We start from the raw sequence: 18,539 nt of genomic DNA on the forward strand, positions 1-18,539 counted from the left end.
GCCGAGTTCGGCGTGATAGGTCTGCATCGCGTCGACCATGTACGGCCGTGATCACCGACGGCGGGCCTCGACGAAAGAATCCTCGAACTGTCACGGACCAGGTCGCGATATACGGATAGACCGGCGTCAGTTTCGTTGGCCTATGTCTAAGCCTTCATCACACTTCCGGCCGCGACAGAACGCTGGTCGGCCAAGAACCACGGCTCTGAAAGTATTGTGTTGCTTCGGGTTCCTCTTTGTACTCCAAGAGGTTCCCTACTTTTTGAGCCAACACCTTTCGCACTTGGCTAGGTTCGGCGAAGAAGAATTCTCGCCTGAGGTTGGCGTGGTTCAGTCGACGAGTCGTGAATGCCGCGTGGAGTGCTCCCTCGAGGGCAACGGCGTCGTCGGAGAAGTACAACGCGTGCACATCGAATGGAAACGGTACTGAGGCGCTCCCCAATTCGCGGACCCGATCCATCGGTTCGAGCCGTCGCGTCATACCGATCTTGACCACATCCGGTCCGAATGCACCGCGGTTGCTGATCACGTAGACATAACCGGCGCGAATATTGGCACGCCGATAATCGTTCTGTGCGATGGCCTGTTCGAGTTCACCCAACTTGTCTCGAATACGCTTGGACTCCGCATCGGTGCTGCCGGCCAGGGACTCGAGCACGTTCTGATAATGCGCTCGTTCCTTGTCGAGCTCCTCCCTCTGCGCGGCCAATTCCAGCTCGACCTTGCGTTCCTCTCGGAGACGCTCGCGCTCCTCACGTTGAGCGAGTTTCTCTTCCTGCACTTTCATCATGTAGTCGGCTGTGAGCTCGAGTTCTTCGACCCGAAGCCTGTGGTAGGTCTCGGCGACATGCATCTGCATCATGTCGCCGAGCTTGGCGATCGTGGCGGCGGCCTTCTCCAGACGGCTCACGGCCGTCGCTAGGTTTCCAGCCCGGATGGTACGGACACAAATGTCGGCCTCGGCGTTGTAGGCGCGCAGCATGAGCTTCGACAGATCCGAAGTCATCTTGCGGCCTTTGGCGAGAGAGTTGTTGAAGCTGAACATGTCCGACGCGACTATGGCCTCTCCCCCGACGACCGCAGCCTTGATCTCGTCACGAACCGCGGCCAACCGTTCACGGAATTGCTCGGCGTTCTCCAGTGGGTGCTGATAGGTGTAGATGCCCACCTCCTGCAATACGATCCGGTCGTCGGTCTCCACCACTGCGGCAGCCGCCGACCCCGACGTCGGGGTCACAACTGTGCCCCGTCGCGCAGCTTGCGATAGTGCCTCGTCGCGTTCTTGCTCGACCACTTTTAGCCGATCCAACAGATCGTTGAGCTCGCGCTCTTTGGCTACCAGGGTGGTTCGCAGAGCCCGGATAGTGTCGTCTGGACCTGTCATCGTGGACTGCACACTTGATCGCAGACAGGGTTCTTCTGATAGTTACTCACCCACGAACTCCCCGTGTGTTGCCCACGGGTACCAGGTCGTGTGGATTCTTCGATACACCGGCACTCAAGTGCTCTAGCGTCGCGGCCGCCTGAACGCCGGAAAGATTGAGCCGCTCGAAGGCGGTTCGGTCCGTCGCCAGTTCAACCAGCGTGATCCGAGTGGGATGGCCAGTGGCCGGGTCCGCGGTGTCGACCCCGACTGTCATCGACAACGTGTTGACCACACCGTCACGGTCAGCCTCGAAAATTTCGTGGGCGGTGCGGACCGCGACCTCGGCCACTGCGGTGGCATATCGATCCTTGCGCGCTTTAAGCGGTAGTGGCGTGCTGGTGATCGTGTCACTCGCCTTGGTGTACTTGAACGACTTCTCGGTCGGCAAATCCGAGGGCAAGGGAACCGACACGGTCAGTTCGAGTTCTCGATCCTGGCCGTGAAAAGAGAAGTCGTATTGGACCTCGAAACACTCCGGGTACACCGAATTCCCGAGCACGATGGAGACATACTCTTCGAGCGCATTCGGTTCACCCTCCTGCAGCCCTACTATCAGCCGTTCCAACTGGACATTCGCCTGCATCACCTGTTTGCGGCGTTCAGCACACTCCGCCTCGTACTCGGACTGAGCGACAGAAAGGGCCCGTAGCCGGTTCGCTTCGGCGGCACCGTGCGCGCGCTCGTTGGCCTCCTGGGCGTAATTTCGTTGAGCGACAGCCTGTTCCCACTCGTGTCGCTGCTGCCAGTACATCGCCTGCGCTTGCTCCACAGCTGCCACATGGCGTTTTCGTCCCCCCAGTAGGGAGCCGAGACCCTCAGGTGCGGCTGGTTCGACGTAGACCGGCTCCGGTGGGAGCGGTAGAGGTAGAGGCGGGGTTGTCGGTGTAGTCAGATCCGGTCGATCGAACGCCGGATGCTCGATCTTCTGTCGTAAAGCGTTCAGGTCGACATAATCGTCGACGTCCAGCGTGGCCGCCAGGATGCCGTCGATCGCCCCGTACTTCTCAGCCAAGGTAGCGTCGCGCGCCTCGACCTCAGCCAGTTGCGCCTCCACGTGCAAGCGGGCGCGTTCTTTCACCGCCGCTGCAGACGCTTGATTCGCCGCGCGGTCAGCAGAGGCGCACGCGCGCTCCCAATCGCGCCTCGCCTTTTCCGACAACCGCACCGCTCGAGCAGTCGCCTGCGCATGGGCCCGTGCTTGCTGGCGCTCACGTTGCTCGCGTAGCCGGTTCTGGTGCTGCATCTCCGCGAAAAAACCTCGACGCTTCGCCACCTGTGACACCTCTGTTCTGATCGTTGCGAGTTCCTGCACTGTAACGACCCATCCAGACAAATCCGGTGCCCTTCGACTTCGGCCGGCGGCCCCTTCATCTACTCGAATGACGCTTCCGGATGACATTGCCGCGACCGATCGAGTCACGGGCAAAGCCAGTTGCCCGGACGGATGGACTCGTGCAGCACCCGTCCAGTTCGCGATGACTTGTGACATTCGGTGACACCGAGCCATGACACTCGAGGCGAGGGACTGTCCCCGCCTCAGTTGACATCCAATCTGTAAGGACCGCCCGCGTTGGCCCGTCTCACACCCCTAAAATCAGGCAGCGTGACCTTCTACCGAACCACCGCTGGTGTCATAGCTCTTACAGCCGCACTCACTGCCGCAGGATGTACGAGTTCCAATGAGTCGTCGAGCGCCGTGGCGTCAACCACCGCGCAATCGACAATCACGACTCCGACACCCACATCCACCCGAACAAGTGCCAGTTCAGCAGTGCCGTCACTTGCGCCATCCCGTGCAAGCGTCGCTGGACCCACTGCTGACGACACTGCAGCATTCGTAAGGGAATTTCGATCTGTCTATCCCGAGTTGGCAGACGGTCGTAGGGACGACCCGATTGCGAACATTCTCGACAACACATGTCAGGAGATCGGTGCAGACAAGGAAGCCAGCATCGTTGTGGTCAACACCGGCAAGCGGGCTGCGTATCAGAACGCCACGCCGACTCCAGACCAGGCACAGGCGATCTACGACTTGGCGTCCACGTACTGCCCGAACTGACCACGCTGATGAACCATCGAGGATCGGAATCTGCTCACAGGGAATGCCTTCCACATTCGCGCCGCGCTAGTTGCTGACGTCTATCTTGCGCAAGAGTGCGTTCGAGAGGCAACGAATTAGCGGTTTACGGGTTGAGGGCCGGCAGATCCAGAGCGGGCGTCCGGCGACGGTTAAGTCTCGGCTGGTGAAGATTGGCGTTGAGTTGCGCCTACGGGTCAAGATGGGTCAGTGCCCGATGAGAAGGAAGTTGCTCACCCGAAGCCGACTTTGGCGACGGTGCGTGAGTTGTATTCACATGCATTCACCTGTGCTCAGCCGGACTGCCCGGAATGGCTGTACAGGCAAGAACTGGGTGTTGCTCGACCGGTTTTGAACAGTCGGGTCTCGCACATTCATGCGCGGCAGCCGGGCGGACCGCGATGGAAGCCGGGGATGTCATCGGCAGATAACCGGTCGGTCGAGAGCTTGCTCTTGATGTGCATACCGCACTCGTATGAGATCGATGAGCACGAGATGCGGTTCTCGGCGGACTTGCTGCAGGAATGGCGAGGTGGGCAGCTTCAGGAGTATTTCGAGCGTCGTCATAGTTGGCCGATCGACGATGATGAAGCGGCTGAGGTGTTGGCCGTTTCGTTCGACTCTCCGACGGTCGCGGCACCGGTGCTGACAGCGGTCGTTGAAGCTGTCGAGTTGTTCGCACTCAGGACTGTGAGCACCCGATCCGGGCCGGCAGCTGCTGCTGCAGCCTGGCGGAAGTCGCGTGCCATGGCGAACGCTACGCCGCTGTTGTACGACGACGAAGGCAACCGATTGGTCGTGGAACCGTCGAATATGGAGCGACAGCAACACGAGCGAGCTGTGCGTGCGGCGTTGGCTGAGGTGCGGGCGGCAGTGGAGCCATTGTACGAAGACGCCCTGGCGAAGGTCGCGGCCGCCCGCCACACGTCAGTGCGGTCGGGTCCATGGTGCGACTGGGTGACACGTGCTGCCGACGAACTCCTGGCCGCTTCCTCAGCCTGGCAATGGAAACCTCCGTACGAAGAAACTGACCGGCTAAGCGACGCCGCTGCCGAGGTGCGCTTAGCGGCCGGGGGGGCTCGCGGCATCGCTGCGTGGCGAGACGCCGCCGGCCCCGCCAACCACCCCTCAACTCGTTGCTAGCGAGGCGGACAAAGCTCGTGCCGCTCTACAGGAGGCGATGGCAGCCCACAAAGCTCTCCTGGAGCGGGCGCGGCCGTGGTCCCGTGTCAGAACGAAAACATACGACCCCGACCTGAGGGCTGAGCTCGTTGCGGCGGCCGACGCGGTCACCCCGATACCGCAGGTAATTTCGACTTACGGAGTCGCGTTGGGTTCTGTTGCCGGCCTTGCTGCGTCGGTCGCCCGGAACGCCACAGACGACGAGGTAACGACACTCATCCAGGAGGATCGTCCGCGCCGACCATTTGTACTTGCAGCCGCCCTGTTAGTAGAGCTCTGGCGAGAGATGAGCGATGCCGAACGTGGCGACCTGGCCAACCAGGCCCGCGAGAGCTTTCTCGAGGAACTCGCCTCACAGGACTGGTCGACCGAGGATGCTTGGGTCGGAAACGAGGTCCATGGGGCGCAAATATTCACCCCGTGGTCGCACTGGACTTCAGTTGAGGTGGTACGGACTGCGCTCGAGGATGCGCTGGATGCAGCACCGGAGCGTGTGGACGACATCGTCCTCACGTGCGCCCCTGGTTAGAACGTGAGAACAGAGTTGATGGATCGCGGCGAGCCGAACGCTCTTACCGGGAACTGCCGCCCTGGTTCCCGACCGAAGCGGTCATCCGCGCGGCCGCGATCCAGTACCCACACGTGGTCGCCGCGACCTCTGAGTACAACGACGGCGCAGCCGACGGAACCCCCGAAGTCAAGCATCACCTGAGCCGCATTCTGCACCTAGCGACCTAACCGCGCGCCCATTCGGCAAGCGGTCCGTGAGCAACCGAGCTTGCCCCTGGGGTACGTAGGCGCACGCCCCCTCCCTGGTGCGGGTACCGATGGAGTCGAAGAGATTGGCAGCGCTGATTAGCGGCGCGCCGGTAACATTGCCCTCGCACTCGCGCTCCGCGAGCCTGCTCGGCCGTTGCCTAGGTCGGGCGGCTGCCCTCACGGCCGTCGCGATCCGAGCATGCCATTTCCAGCAATATTCAAGGCATCACGGCCGCCGAGGCAGTGCCTACAAAAGCAATAATCCAGGCGTTCGACCTGGTCGTGAGACATGTCCGCAGACTGGGCAGGTCACCTGCTAACCAAAAGTGCGCTGAACTGGCTGTTCGATGCCGTTGGTGCGGCAAGTGCAACCTACGTTGGCGACATCCGAGAGTGCTTCGTCGAAAACGTAGCAATCGTCGCATTGCCTACCTACTTGCGAAACCTGTTTCAGCGCAATATTTTCGACAGTAGAAGCTGAGAGGTCACGTGTGTCAACCAGGTCATACAGCCCCAGTTGTGACAGCCTCGTGACACCGAGCCACCCGCAGAGACGACCATTCAACGCGAAAACCAGTCCTGAGCTGCACGAATGCCAAGACACAGCAACGGAGAACGTGCATCCTGACGCGGATCTGAAATCCGCTGTCTCGGTTGTCCACTCAGATCCGTGGGAAGCCACCAAAGTCCACGCTACCACCCCAAAAGCACTGTCCTAGTCCAGAAATCTGGATCCATATGGACTCCGGTGCCCCCAGTCGGACTCGAACCGACACTGTGCGGATTTTAAGTACTCCCGACCCGCTTTTCGTGCGCTCCCCCGACCTCGCCGTCTCTGAGCTTGGACAGTTCAATCAAGTTGTAGCGCAGCGCCTTTAGGCCGATCGAATACGCGTCGAGTTCCGACCGGTTTCGATCGAGTACGCCCGCACCTCACGGCCTTTTCACGGCCCTAGACCTCGGTCGCGGGACTACCGTAAGGTCGGATTCGTAAGCCGGTGACGCCGCTCGGAGAGCGCTCCTGGCAAGCACGGATTCACGGGCTGGAAGCCCAACAGGTACGGACTGGAAGTCCACCGGCGGTTCCGCCGCACGCGCGAGACGCGCACCCCTCCCAGCCGACCTCGGCTCCACTCCGTCTCGAAGGAACTACCCATGACGAACACGCTTCTCGACCCAATTCTGCGGGCCGCTATGGCTGACCCCGCGTACTTCTCGCTCTTCGGCGGTGAACGCGGCACCAACGTCGAGGGCGACGTACTCGTATCGCAGACCTCCGACGGCACCGACCTCAACGCGGTCTGGGCCGAATTCATCACGACGCTGTCGATCTACAACGAGGAACGCAGCGCGCTTGCGTCGCTTCTCAGTTACCAGACCACGCGCCAGATCGACGCCGTGCCGCAGTCGGTTGCCGGTGCCCAATTCGAGGTCGCCAGCGAGTTCGGGGTGCCGCAGGGCCACGCGATCCCGAACGACGTGATCAAGCTTGGATACGACTACGAGGACTACGACATTGCGACTCGCTACACGTGGAAGTACCTCCGAGACGCGGACGCTCGACAGGCAGCAGCGGTCCACAATTCGGTGCTCGAAGGTGCGAACCGGGCAACGACCACGGCCATTCTGAAGCGCTTGTTCGACCCGGAACAGCATCAATCCACCGAGGGCAACACGGTTTACGGCCTCTACAACGGCGACGGAATGTACATTCCGCCTTACCTGGGCGACGAGTTCGACCCGGCAACGGAAACCCACTACCTCACCACGGGCAGTGCGATTCTCGACCCGTCGGACGTCGAGACTCTGATGGACAAGGTCACCCGCAAGGGCTTCTCCAACGACACGGGCCGTCAGCTCGTCATCCTGGCCAATCCGTTGGAAGCGAAGCGCATCGCACAGTTCCGCGCTGGTGAGCCGGGTGCCGACGGCGTTGAGGCGCATCATGATTACATTCCGTCGGACTCCGCACCGCCCCGACTTCTCGTGGAGCAGATCGTCGGAGACGTTGCGCCAGCGAAGTGGAACAACCTCCCGGTGCTCGGCAGCTACGGCGAAGCGTACGTCATCCAGTCGGCCTTCGTCCCCAAGGGCTACGTGGCCGTAGTTGCTTCTGCGGGACCGAACGCAGAAGGTAACCCAATCGGCTTCCGAGTCCACGCGAACCCGAATTATGTTGGGCTACGGCTAATTCCGGGATCCGATTCACGGTACCCGGTTGTGGGTTCCATCTATGCAATTGGGTACGGCACGGGAGTTCGGTACCGGGGTGGAGCTGCCGTCACGCAGGTCACGACCGGCGCGTACACGCCGCCCACCTTCCCGAAGTAGCCGAGATGGCGCGACGAAACAGCGGCAAAGACGCACCGGCACCTGGCGCGTCGGAGTTCTCGCACGGCGCGGGACTGACGCCGCCCGACGCGACTCGATACATCGGTACAGTCGCCGGCCAGACCGTGTCTGATCCGAACAGTCGCAAGTCCCGAAAGCTCATGGCGCAAGTGACGCCGGGCCGTAGGGTTTAGTGATGGGGATACGTCGAAGTAAGGGCAAGCGGCAGCGGGTACCGGAGCTTACGCCCGTCGAGACCGTGCGTATACGCGACTTCCGCGATCACCCCGAACTTGCCGGGCGTAAGGCGATCAAATGCCTGTCGTGCGGCCAGCAGGCCACGCACCAGCGGATCATCCTTCACGACGGCGAACCGCACTTTGGGACGAACCGCTGCGCAGAGCACAAGGACGACGAGTTCGCCTGAGATCGCGCTTCCGCGAGGTTGAGGTACGCGTCGAAGCGTCGGCCCGTACGGCAGCTCGCAGGCCCTCGACAGCCAGTACGGCTGGGCGAAAGTGCGGTCGAGATAGTCCTCGGCGTCGACCGACTCACACAACTTCATAGCTCTCCCACTGCACAAGTCTCTCGGGTGATTGGCCTACGGGCAGTGGGAACGGCAGACCACGGCTTTAGACTTGTCGAAACGTGGACTGATCCTGCGGCCGCAGGCATGACATGTCGGCTCGGCGCGGCAGGACCTCAGCACCTCGATCCGTGAATCTTCCGGGTCGAGGTGCTGTTGCTTTCGCTTCGACGCCATGTCAAAATCTTGAAGCTGGGCCGATCAAGTTCGCCAGTAGCACCGGTAGGGTAGGCGCGCAACATCTTTCGGATTCCCGGCGTAGACGCGCCGGTTCCGTTTCGGGTACGGTAGGGATACCGCCGGATCGTCGGCGGGCGCGACCGACATACGAAACCAGTCCTGATACGAAACCGCAGGGTCGCTAGACCGCAGGCCGCAGGGCCGATGGAGAAACAACCGTCGACCACCGCCTGACTGACAAGGGTAATTGCTGCCGTTTACGGCAGCACCGGTTCGCCGCCAATCGGGCGAATCGTGCGCACGACCCTTCGAGGTGTCGAAGCTCGCTGGTACGGCAGCGAGGGACGCTTCGGAATATCACGCGAACTACACCGACAAATGTCGGGAGATGGTTCGCGTTTTTTGTGCCCATCTCCTGCCCGTAACCAGGAGGAACTGTGGGAAAGCCAGTAGAGGTACCGCGCGACGCACTTGCCGAGGTCGCGCCAAAGATGGACCGCGTAGCCGTGGTCGCGATGCTGCGTGGCGAGCTGGGTCTGACGTATGTCACAGAGCGCACAGTCTTGACCGCGACGTATGCGCGAAAGCTGCGTAGGCATCTCATCGGAGGGCGCGTCCGGTACAGCCGTGCTGACGTGCTCGCTTGGATCGAATCCACCAGGGACGCTGAGTACCTGGATCGACGGAACGAGGCAGCATCGTGAGCGCGCCAATAGGCGGCGATGAGATGCGAGCGCACGTCGAAGCTTTGCGGAACAATATCCACCGTGTGGACGACGTTGCCGATGAGATTATGGCTTCCCAGCTTCGCGGGCACAAGGCCATCGGGCAATGGCGAGGCCGTCGTGGACGTCAAAAGTTCGAGGTCACTGGGCACCGAAAACTCTCGCCTGGCGCTGCAGAGAATCCAAGCATTCGTGATGCGATCGACCACGCGAGATTGCAGAAAAGAACTGTTGCCGAACCCAATTGGATGAAGCGGCGAGGGTTTGACTACGCCCACTCGAACCTTGCCGATCGGCGTGCTTTGCCCTACCGCGCTGAAGGCTACGACTTGAGCGGGGTGCACGCGCTGGATTCTCAAGCTGACCGCGCCCGAATCCGAGCTTCACTGGAAGCCGCGTCGATGGGGGAACCGGGTGCGTGTGTAGTCCTGATCGATCCTGGGGTGGCGCGAGTGATCCCCGGATATCCGCTGCGGTTGTGGGAGGGCGAATTGGAGCCCTGTGCCGTGACGTTCCCGGTACCGCATGGCTACACAGGCTTGCGAATTGCGGCCCAGGTCGTGCACAGATATGCCTCAAGGTGCCGCTGGTGCGACACGAACGGCGCCACGCCGTCAGAGGGCCTAGTTGTCTCGGCGGGCTCGACAGCCTACGTATTTCCCACATGCAGGTCCTGCCACGACGATCTCGAGTCGTTCTTCGATCCAGCCGCGAGCCCACTCGACTTCGTCAGCAACGACGGTGAGCAGCACGCGATGGGGTGGCCCGCCGATTGGTGGTTCTGACGCAAAAGCGGCCAGACCGTGACTGCATTCGGTCTGGCCGCTCGTGATGCTCTTCGTGCGGTCCCACCCGCACGTCAATTTCTCTGCTAGAAAGGCACTTTCATGTCAAAGTATACCCGAACCTCGCGGCACTCGTCGGTGCCCTCAGTCGATGATCTGCTGCGTGCACTCGGCCACCGTGACACTGACCGGGTGTCGATCTGCTCGAAACCGGCCCAGGGAGGTTTCCGAGCAAAATTGATGACGGTCGATCAGGTCGCGGAGGTCGGCCTACCTTCCGGCTGCGATGTGTGGTTCTCGCCCAACCCCATTTCCAAGGAGGTGTCTCGTGGCCGAGGTACCGATGGCGATGTGCCGCGAGTGCGAGCGCTGTTCGCTGACCTCGACGTCAAGCCTGGTGCCCTAAAGACCGTGGATGAATGCGTGAAGGTCGTGGGCCGACTCTCGCGTGCCCTCGGGCAGCGTCCCGTCGCGCTCGTCTACACGGGCGGCGGTGTCCAACCGTACTGGCGTATCGCTTCTCCGCGTTCACGGTCCGGCCTCATCGTGCCGGAAGCGGACGAGGCGAGGCTTGATCGTGAGAGCTGGCGCTTGTTGTACGAGCGGTGGGGAGGGCTCGTGCAGGCCGTCGTAACGTCGGTGAATCGAAACGCGCAGATAGACAACGTGTATCAGCTTTCCCACATCATGCGTTGCCCGGGAACCGTGAACCAAAAGTACCCCGCGTCAGTGGTGACCGAGCTGTGTCCTCTCGCTCAGGGAGTGAGGTGGGATCGAATCAAGGCAGCGGTCGACCGCGACGGGATCGGCCCGCTCAGCGGAGTGCTACGTCCGCGAGCCGAGTCGGTTCCCACGTCCTGGGCCGAGGCAACCGAATGGGTCAACGCCCAACCGGGGGCAGGCGTGGGAGTAACGGAGATGAGCGCGCTCGGACCACACCGGTCGATGCTCGCGGAGTTGGACGAGGACGCCCTGTTGCGCCTGTTCATCTCGGGAGATTCCAACGAACTGTCCGCGCACAACTTGATGCGAAACAAGGTCCAGTCCGTCGTCTACCAATCATGCGAGAACCGGGCTGGATTGGTACTGGCCCTTGAGGTGGTCGAGCGCGCGTACTTGCGCGTGATGGAGCTTCGGAGGGAGGGCCGCGTCGGCGGCGACCGACGCGGCGAAATCGAGGCCCGTCAAGACTTCCGGCGAGCCGTGACGGGCGCTGTCGCGCGGGGACGGGCGCGACGTAACTCCCCGAAACCTCAACGCGACTCCGACGGCCGCATCGTCCTGCGTACCCGGCGCGAGAAAGGGTTGGGAGCGTGAGCAATTCGATTGCACACCTCAAACCGGTCCCAACAATCGACGTCGAAACGTCGCTGAACACGGACGGGGGCTACGCCCACGCCTTTCCCGTACCCGACGCGGTCGGACTGGTGATGGATGGGCCGAATCCCTTCACCTTGGAGGAGTGGGAGGAGGAGCTGGACTATGGGGCGTTCTCCCGCGAAGCGCGGCTGGTGACGGAGACGGAGCGACAGCTTTTACAGATGGAGGCGAGGGACGCCGCGAGGCAACAGCTCGCCGCCGCGAACTGGGAACCGCCCACGCTCAGCGAAGACATTCTGACCGAGCTGGCGAAGGACGCCCCTCCCGTTCAGTACGTCGTGGAGGACTTGGCCCCGGGTGGCTCCAACGTCTTACTCGTTGCAGAGGCAAAAGCCGGCAAGACGACTTTGGTGATGAATCTGGTTTCGGCGATCGTGACCGGCTCGAAGTTCCTCGGCAGATACAGCATCGACGCTCTGCCGGAAGGTAGCTCGATTACCTACCTGAATTTCGAGCTGGAGAAGAACATGGCCGAGAACTGGTTGCGGGACATGGAGATTGCGAATGAGCCAGAGACGCACCGGCACCGGTTGTTCGTGGATCACTGGAAGGGATTTCCGCTGCCCTTGCCGTCACAGGTGACCGAGGACTACCTGGTTGATGTGCTCAACCGTCGCGCGTCTTCGGTGCTGGTACTCGACCCGTACGGCGCAGCTATCAACCACGACGAGAACTCCAATGACGACACCCGTGCCTGGACGAACTCGCTGGACCGGATTGCGCGTCGGGCCGGACTGGCGTTGGTGGTGATCGCGGCGCACTCCGGTAGCTCGTCGGTGTCGAGCGGGGATCTGCGGGTGCGGGGCGCGTACCGACTGGAGGACTGGATGTCGGTGAAGTGGACGTATACGCACGGTGGCGAAGTCAACGAACCGCCCCCAGACCGATTCCGGTATCTCGCTGCGCGCGGGCGCGACGTGGCGATCCCACAGTTCACGGTCGACTACGCGGAACCGCGACGGAGGTTGTTCGTTGCGTCCGGGGCCGCCTCGAAAACCGCAAACGAAGCGGAGCGGTGGGCGTTGAAGGTGTATGACGCCGTATTCGCTCACGAACACCGAGCCCGCACGGAGGGGCGGGAACCGGGGGCATTGAAAGCTGGCGATCTGCGGGAGCTGATGGGAATCGCGCAGACCGATAGCAAGACCCGCGGCAAGTCGTTCAACGCCGGGCGGGGCAGGGCCGTGGCGAGCGGATGGATCACCGAATCCCCGGGACCGGGCAACTCTAAGCTGTACGCGGTCGGCGAGGTCGATCCCCGCGCCAAGATCACCTTTCCCGGCCACCGAACCGACAGCGCGGAATCGTGAGGGAGCGGATGGAGCAGCGCCGCTCGACACGGTGCAGCTCTTCGGGCTTGTCTCGTAGCGACCCGGGTCTCACCAAATCTATTGTTAGTCAGTGTTATCCGCTAGTACCGGCTATGACTGGATATATTCGTACTATCCAGTGTTATCCGGTGGCACTGGGTAGTGTTAGTACCCCCGTAGGGGGTAACTACTACCCGACCGCCGCTCGTCGCGGCGAGGGATACGACTACTACTTCCCGAAGCGACGGAGTGTCGATGGCGAGTGAGTCGTGGACGAGTGAACGCCGGACTGCGCGGCACGAAGCAGTGGTTCTGGAGAACGACCGCGTCAGGTACGCACGCCGCGACGCGAAGGTATGGGCCGAGGTCGACGCCATGGCGGCCGACGAGGAAGAACGCAGGAAAGCCCCGAAGAAGTTGAATGACGGGAACTTTGGTGCGCCGATGCCTGCGCCGCCAGAGGAAGGATGGGACTGGTTCTGAGCACTCGGCGATAATCACGGTTGTAGTGGATTCGACGCGCTTGTCTCTCCGGTCAGTCTCACCCCTCGCAGAGCGGCACCCAGTGACCCCACCCCGACCTCAGCAGTGGTCACAGGGCCAAGGTCGACGGGGCTACCGGCCTCTCGCGGAGTACGGGCCGAACGAGAAGCGACGATAGCTCTGTCACCCACCTAGCTCCACAGCTCCCCAGCGTTGACGGCGAATCGGGGTACTCGTCTCATCTCAGGGGTTCAAGCCCTTAGAACCAGAATGCACTGGCACTGAGCACATTTCAGTTGTAGCAAGCCTTGTAGCTTCCGGTGGGCGACTGGCGTACTTTCGGGGCCGAAAGCGTTCCCGATGACCGTCGAGAACGTTTCCGGCCCCACTCAGCAAGGCGAACAGGAGAACGAAATGACGACGATGCAGGCGTTCGACCAGCGCGAACACGCGGGACCAAAACTCAAGGGCCTCAGAGTTATCGGCTATGCGCGGGTCAGCACCAGTGCGCAGGAGCGGGCACACGGCCTTGGAGCACAGTCCGACGAGATGCGCCGCTACTGCCAAGCCAACGAGCTTCAGTTACTCACTGTCACATACGATGTGATGAGCAGTGGGAGCGTGCCCAAGCTCTTCGGACGTCAGACGGCCATCGCTGCGATTGAATCAGGTCTCGCGGACGGACTGCTGGTTCGTGCACTCGATCGCGCCACGCGGGACCAGCTCGATGCTGCCTCAATTGCTAAGCGCGCCAATACGAATGGTTGGACCTTGCTCGACTGCAACGGGGCCAACTCCAGCGATGCGAGCCAGCGCCTTCTCTTCGACATTCGAGTAGCGATGGCTGCCGAAGAGAAGCGGAAGATCAGCGAGCGGACCAAGGAGGGGCTGCGTCGGGCCAAGGCTCAGGGCCAGCAGCTCGGCAGGCCGTCCAAGATCGACCCCAGCATCGTCGCGGAGATCATCGCCATGCGCCAAGAGGACGGCCTCAGCGCCAAGGTCATAGCTCGGAAGCTGGACGAGTACGGCGTGCCCACCCCAGGTCAGGGCCTCCAGTGGCACCACAGCACGATTCGCCGCCTGCTCCAGCGAGAGGGCGTGGCCTGACATGGACACCTTCGCCCTGATCCTCGTCGTCGTTCTGCCCATCACGTTCATCGTGATCGGCGCAATCTTCGGAACCGGAAAGAAGTAGCAATGGCCTACGTACGCAAGATCGAGACCACCCGCACCAAGAACAGCAAGCCGGTCCCGAGCTACCAAGTTCGATGGCAGGAACCAGCGCGCGACGAGATGGGTAGACCGATACCAGTCAGCCCATCTCGACCCGACGGCCAGAAGAAGCAAGTCCACCTCAAGGAGACGTTCGGTTCCAAGGAAGCTGCGCAGGAGCGATGCGACGAACTGAATGCCCAAAGGCACAGGACTACTGCGCAATCCGCCTCGGAGATACGCAAGGCAGGCGACCAACCATTCGGCCACTATGCGGCGGCGTGGTTGGAGTCGATGGAGGTCAAGGTCGCACGCGGTCAACTCAAAGAGCGCACCCTCAACGACTACCGGAAGCTGCTCCATCGGTACGTGCTCGACAGGTTCGGCGGTCAGGCCGTCGCGACCATCACAGCGAGGCAGTGCGAGGAGTTCTTGGCAGCCCTGGTTCGGCAGCAATCCCGGCAAGGCGCAGACGGCGTGCTGAACAACCGACTCACCCCGGCGACGATCAAGCACGCCTGGTCGACGTTCGGGCGCGTGCTGAAGTACGCCATGCGGCACGACGCAATCCCGTCGAACCCAGCCGACCGAGTGGACTTCGCCGGGAAGCGATCCACCGGAGACCACGACCGCTTCGAGCACCACCCGCTCACTGCCGCTCAGGTTTCCGCAGTCTCCAACGCGGTCGCGGGTGAGGTGGACGGGCTGCCTGCGTACCCGATCTACGCGCTGATGGTGGACTTCCTCGCCTACAGCGGCATCCGCGCCGCCGAAAACGCGGGGCTGGAAGTCGGAGACCTGGCTTTCACGACCGGCCCCGCCAGAGCCGACGGCTCCCCTACTGTTCGATGCGCGATCCAAGTACGCCGAACCAAGGACCGAAAGAACGGGCAGTGGGTCGTGAGCACGCCCAAATCCCGGAAGTCTCGACGCACGGTGCCGCTGCCGACCTGGCTCGCGGAACGGATGCGGGCGTACCTCACGGAACGCCACCCGAGAGAAAACGAGCCGACCGCTCCCCTGTGGCCGTCGCGGAAGAACGGCGGCGGATACCGCGCGGCAGGCGAACGCTACGCGGTCCCGCTGGACTGGTCCCAGCCGCAAGCGATGGGATCGTTCTACGACACGATCTTCCGACCGGCGTTGGTCGCGGTCGGCCTGCCCGCCAGCGCCCCGGCAGACGGCGACACCCCGGCAACTCGCGGAGTACGTCTCCACGACCTCAGGCACACGTTTGCGACAATGCAGCTCATGTCAGGTACACATTTCATGCAGGTATCGAAGTGGTTGGGGCACAGCACTTTTACACTCACGCTCGACACGTACGGCGATTGGATCCCTGAAGAGGACGGCGGCGCGGGCAACAACCTTCCCGAGCCAACCGCAGCATCAGCAACCGCCGCAGCCGAACCGTCGAACGTCGTGCCGCTTTTCGGCAAGAGGTCAGGCTGACTCGAAGCTCAGCGCAGTTGAACCTTAACGGTTGCCCTTCGCTCGGTTGTGGGTGACGCAGAGCATCTCACAGTTGTCGAGATCGGTGTTTCCACCATTCGACCAAGCCGTCACGTGGTCGGCCTCCATCTCCTTCGGCAGATATGGGCGGGTCCTGTTGGCACCGGCACCAGACGCGCACAGCGCGCAGTTCGAGATTCCCGCCGCTTTGGCGGCTTGCGTCTGCTGTGTGTAGGCCGCAACCTTCGTACGGTCGTCGAACAGCCTGATCGAAAGCAGCTGCGGATCCAACTTGCCGCCCAATAAGTATTCGTAAATTCCCTTATTGTTCTGCACCGCAGGATCGGCGCGTAGAGCGTTGACTTCGGCGTCGATCTCAACAGAGTTGTACGGCTTGGGGTGGTAGGTCTCGTACCACTCCCCCCATTCCAAACCTCGCATCTCGCGGTCAGGCGACCGAATGAAAACGCTGCCGATCCAGTCGATGACCGACGTGAAGTACACCTTCAGCTCAGCGATATCCGATTCTTGACGATGCTGGGCGAGGTAGGAATCCACGGTCTTGCCCTGAGCCGATGCGACCCAGTTCAGGGCCTCGGCCAACACTTCCTGCCGCTTCGGATCGCCCTTGATGTAACTCGACCACTTTTGCATGTTGGCGTTTTGGCTATTCGAGAACTCAGCCTTCGCCTTGGTGACGAATGGCCCAGAATAGATCGAGTTCAACAGTTCTTGCCTGGTCAGCGGGACACCCGCAATGTTGACTGTTTGGAACCACTCTTTGATCTCTTTCTCGGTACCTTTGCACTCGTACACCAGCAGCTTGCTCGCCTTCAGCAACGACTGGTCCTCAGGAGACAATGACGAGAACGACTGCTCGTTGCCATCCAACTTGATTGCAAACTTCCCGGTGATAAACCGCCCAATACTGGTGATGCGCTGCTGACCATCGAGCACTTCAAGCTGATCGTTAACGTCATCGACGTTGAAGTAAATCAATCCGAGCGGATATCCCTTAAGCAACGAAGCGATCACGGCAACGTCTTTTTTGCCGTCATTATAGATATAGCTCCGCTGATACTCGGGCTGGACCACCAACTTTCCAGCTAAACCGAAGAGGCCCTTTCCTTCCAAATCGTTATAAACGAAACCCTGAACGATCTCCTCAACTGAGTATTCCTTTAGTACGGTTTTCACGACTGAGCCGTTCGGTGCCGAATCGCAATGCGCTTGAAGGGAACGTACGGCCGGGGATGGTAGAGGAAAAGCTTGCGACGCCCCGGACTATTCGCAGCGGTACCTCCCGCAGCATAATAGTCAGCAACCCGCTTTTCGCCGAGGGGCTCGACTCCATGGGCTTCCGTCTGAGCCATGTCTTCGGTGTTGAATAGAATCTCGAACTGCTCGGGGTTGTACCGGTCGAGAAAAGTAATCGGGACGCCCATCACACCTTCATAGTCACTCGGAATCGCACTAGTAAAAGGGATCTCTATTGCGTCGTAGGTATCGTATTTCAGGTAGTCCACTGCACCCGCCAGGGCTTTTATTAGCTTTTTGTTAAACCGCAAGTTGTCGGCTTTGGACATTAACTGGAGTGGTTCGTGACGACGCCCATGGTCTATATTCGTAAACCACCGGACACCCTTGATTCGGACAAACTTCCGGCCATTCTCATCCACACGCGCCCCAACGGCGTCGAGCGGATAATGACTGGGTATACCGAACTCGCGGTCTCCGCTGGAAATGCTCGGCCCGTACCATGCCTGGTTCGACTTGAAGAGGGGGAACACATCATTGTAGGTGATGGCGTTCATGTTGCCGATTACAGAGAATTTGACATCGCCGTCGACTAGCCAAGCAAGAAAACCGCGAAAAAGGCTGAACGGCGGATTTGTAATTACGATGTCTGCCTCATCTCGCAATGCCGTGACCTCCCGACTTCGGAAGTCACCGTCACCTTTTAGGTACTCCCATTGGAGATCGTGGATATTGACGACACCATCCCCGTTGACGTCCTTCCGTTCAAGCACGAATTTCTTTCCCAGCACCCGTGTCTTGGCCGCGTCGAACTTCGGATCCTCGACCTCGAAGAGCGTCGGTTGGAGGAACTCACCTGCTGGGTTGCTGTCGGGTGCGTACGACGTGGAAATGAGTTTCTTAAGCCCCAAGTCCGCGAAGTTGAGCGCAAAGAACTTTGTGAAGTTTGAGTACTCGGGGTCATCGCACGGAAGCAGGACGACCTGATCGCGGAAGACGTCTGGGTCGTACTCCAGATAGGCGTTTATCTCGCGCTCGATATCGACCCACTGTGTGTAGAACTCATCCTTCTTCGCCGACTTAGCGGCCACGAGGAGACTGTTCGCTGCTACCGGTGTAGTCATGCTCTCTCCTAGTCGGCTCGCTTGTTCGCTCCATGCTATGCCATCGCGCCGACAAAAACTCAAACGCCACCACCCGGTCCTGACATGCCGCAGCGGCCAAATCGCACGTCACGGCCTTTTCACGGCCCGGAAGGGGCTACCTTCCGCCTGAGGCAGGTTCGGTAGGCTCCCTAGCTGCGGAGACATCGTGCCCCCAGTCGGACTCGAACCGACACTGTGCGGATTTTAAGTCCGCTGCCTCTGCCAATTGGGCTATAGGGGCCGTACTGC

General features: G+C 61.1%; 15 protein-coding genes and 1 tRNA gene. 10 read left to right on the top strand and 6 right to left on the bottom strand.

Annotation, left to right across the window (positions count from 1 at the left end; genetic code table 11):
- Window positions 1–157: 157 nt before the first annotated feature.
- Both RHODMAR_RS21475 and RHODMAR_RS29215 read right to left on the bottom strand, forming a co-directional pair.
- Window positions 158–1,384, bottom strand: coding sequence for a DUF4041 domain-containing protein (locus tag RHODMAR_RS21475; protein WP_042940032.1), 1,227 nt, complete (start codon window positions 1,382–1,384; stop codon window positions 158–160).
- Window positions 1,385–1,430: 46 nt separating this feature from the next.
- Entirely contained in the window at window positions 1,431–2,669 is a 1,239-nt protein-coding gene (locus RHODMAR_RS29215) for a hypothetical protein (protein ID WP_232433736.1), read from the bottom strand.
- A 624-nt stretch (window positions 2,670–3,293) separates the two neighbouring features.
- Between RHODMAR_RS29215 and RHODMAR_RS21485 the strand changes: the two genes are divergently transcribed.
- The 3 genes from RHODMAR_RS21485 to RHODMAR_RS21510 all read left to right on the top strand — a co-directional run bounded on the left by RHODMAR_RS21485 (window position 3,294) and on the right by RHODMAR_RS21510 (window position 7,775).
- Window positions 3,294–3,485, top strand: a complete 192-nt coding sequence (locus RHODMAR_RS21485; protein WP_051048222.1) for a hypothetical protein — start codon at window positions 3,294–3,296, stop codon at window positions 3,483–3,485.
- Between the two features lie 1,198 nt (window positions 3,486–4,683).
- Window positions 4,684–5,214, top strand: coding sequence for a hypothetical protein (locus RHODMAR_RS21495; protein WP_008718772.1), 531 nt, complete (start codon window positions 4,684–4,686; stop codon window positions 5,212–5,214).
- A 1,385-nt stretch (window positions 5,215–6,599) separates the two neighbouring features.
- Entirely contained in the window at window positions 6,600–7,775 is a 1,176-nt protein-coding gene (locus RHODMAR_RS21510; RefSeq protein WP_008718774.1) for a hypothetical protein, read from the top strand.
- Window positions 7,776–7,965: 190 nt separating this feature from the next.
- On the opposite strand, the gene RHODMAR_RS21520 is transcribed toward RHODMAR_RS21510, so the two are convergent.
- Window positions 7,966–8,340, bottom strand: a complete 375-nt coding sequence (locus RHODMAR_RS21520) for a hypothetical protein (protein ID WP_042940036.1) — start codon at window positions 8,338–8,340, stop codon at window positions 7,966–7,968.
- 638 nt (window positions 8,341–8,978) lie between these two features.
- Here RHODMAR_RS21520 and RHODMAR_RS21525 point away from each other — a divergent pair.
- The 7 genes from RHODMAR_RS21525 (at window position 8,979) to RHODMAR_RS21550 (ending at window position 15,888) form a co-directional block, all read left to right on the top strand.
- A complete protein-coding gene (locus RHODMAR_RS21525; protein WP_157226164.1) occupies window positions 8,979–9,245 on the top strand; it encodes a hypothetical protein in 267 nt (88 codons plus the stop codon).
- A complete protein-coding gene (locus RHODMAR_RS21530; protein WP_042940038.1) occupies window positions 9,242–10,051 on the top strand; it encodes a hypothetical protein in 810 nt (269 codons plus the stop codon). The genes RHODMAR_RS21525 and RHODMAR_RS21530 overlap by 4 nt, the downstream gene beginning before the upstream one ends.
- A gap of 240 nt (window positions 10,052–10,291) precedes the next feature.
- A complete protein-coding gene (locus tag RHODMAR_RS21535; RefSeq protein WP_008718780.1) occupies window positions 10,292–11,368 on the top strand; it encodes a hypothetical protein in 1,077 nt (358 codons plus the stop codon).
- Window positions 11,365–12,741, top strand: coding sequence for an AAA family ATPase (locus RHODMAR_RS21540; protein ID WP_008718782.1), 1,377 nt, complete (start codon window positions 11,365–11,367; stop codon window positions 12,739–12,741). The genes RHODMAR_RS21535 and RHODMAR_RS21540 overlap by 4 nt, the downstream gene beginning before the upstream one ends.
- 255 nt (window positions 12,742–12,996) lie before the next feature.
- Window positions 12,997–13,224 carry a hypothetical protein gene (locus RHODMAR_RS28350; RefSeq protein ID WP_157226165.1) on the top strand — a complete coding sequence of 76 codons (228 nt, stop codon included), beginning with the start codon at window positions 12,997–12,999 and terminating at the stop codon, window positions 13,222–13,224.
- Window positions 13,225–13,584: 360 nt separating this feature from the next.
- The gene (locus tag RHODMAR_RS21545; protein WP_008718785.1) at window positions 13,585–14,331 is read left to right on the top strand and encodes a recombinase family protein; all 747 of its coding nucleotides are present in this window, start codon (window positions 13,585–13,587) and stop codon (window positions 14,329–14,331) included.
- A 90-nt stretch (window positions 14,332–14,421) separates the two neighbouring features.
- Window positions 14,422–15,888 (top strand): tyrosine-type recombinase/integrase, encoded by a 1,467-nt coding sequence (locus tag RHODMAR_RS21550; RefSeq protein ID WP_008718787.1) that lies wholly within the window; start codon window positions 14,422–14,424, stop codon window positions 15,886–15,888.
- A 24-nt stretch (window positions 15,889–15,912) separates the two neighbouring features.
- Here RHODMAR_RS21550 and RHODMAR_RS21555 read toward each other — a convergent pair whose 3' ends face one another.
- The 3 genes from RHODMAR_RS21555 to RHODMAR_RS21565 all read right to left on the bottom strand — a co-directional run bounded on the left by RHODMAR_RS21555 (window position 15,913) and on the right by RHODMAR_RS21565 (window position 18,531).
- Window positions 15,913–17,085: a GmrSD restriction endonuclease domain-containing protein gene (locus RHODMAR_RS21555; RefSeq protein WP_008718790.1), complete on the bottom strand. Its 1,173-nt coding sequence runs from the start codon at window positions 17,083–17,085 to the stop codon at window positions 15,913–15,915.
- The gene (locus tag RHODMAR_RS21560; protein WP_008718792.1) at window positions 17,082–18,269 is read right to left on the bottom strand and encodes an adenine-specific methyltransferase EcoRI family protein; all 1,188 of its coding nucleotides are present in this window, start codon (window positions 18,267–18,269) and stop codon (window positions 17,082–17,084) included. Before RHODMAR_RS21560 ends, RHODMAR_RS21555 begins: the two co-directional genes overlap by 4 nt.
- A gap of 188 nt (window positions 18,270–18,457) precedes the next feature.
- A tRNA-Leu gene (locus tag RHODMAR_RS21565) sits at window positions 18,458–18,531 on the bottom strand.
- Window positions 18,532–18,539 lie beyond the last annotated feature (8 nt).

It is taken from the genome of Rhodococcus sp. AW25M09 (genome assembly GCF_000333955.1).
Lineage (GTDB): Bacteria > Actinomycetota > Actinomycetes > Mycobacteriales > Mycobacteriaceae > Rhodococcoides.